This is a genomic window from Virgibacillus sp. M23, assembly GCF_034190895.1.
GTDB lineage: Bacteria > Bacillota > Bacilli > Bacillales > Amphibacillaceae > Virgibacillus > Virgibacillus salarius.
This window is the reverse complement of the sequence record NZ_JAWDHA010000211.1, coordinates 1-498: the sequence shown is the minus strand read 5'-3', so window position 1 is coordinate 498 and position 498 is coordinate 1. Positions and strand designations below refer to the sequence as shown.

The 498-nt window shown below is 43.2% G+C and carries 2 protein-coding genes; one reads left to right on the top strand and one right to left on the bottom strand.

Features of this window, described 5'->3' with window-relative positions:
- The coding region (locus RVS70_RS22125) for a DUF1462 family protein (protein WP_321134864.1) at positions 1-144 on the bottom strand (144 nt) is incomplete at its 3' end.
- 97 nt (positions 145-241) lie between these two features.
- Between RVS70_RS22125 and RVS70_RS22120 the strand changes: the two genes are divergently transcribed.
- Positions 242-498, top strand: a 257-nt coding sequence (locus RVS70_RS22120) for a NifU family protein (protein WP_195745132.1), incomplete at its 3' end; no start/stop codon positions are given.

Here is a 498-nt window from a genome sequence, read left to right as displayed (position 1 = left end):
TTGCATCTCAAAAGGCTGATTCGGATATTTTCTTTTCAGCGCAGCCTCAAGCCACTCGTATGTATCCTTGGCTGTCGGCATATTGACACAGCTCGCACAAACGGTTTCTGCCCCGTACACGCTGAGCATGATTGGTTTCATCACTGCAAATGCCCCCTTCTCCTAGGTAAGTCCTTTCTTTAAGTATACAGAGCCAAAGAGCGTTTTTATAGAAAAAAACCGTTTTTGTGTTGAAGTCTGAATGTGCTATAATAGGGAAAGCAACTTTGCAAACCAAACAATAGATTTTTATTGTTACACTGAATATAATGGTTTTATGACGACGAAAGGAGCGAATGTCATGACTGAAGTTGAAATGAAAGAACAGGTGCAGGAAGTACTGGACAAACTTCGTCCGTTTTTACTTCGTGACGGCGGTGACTGTGAGCTTGTAGACGTAGATGAAGGTATTGTTAAGCTTCGTCTTCTAGGCGCATGCGGCAGCTGCCCAAGTTCAAC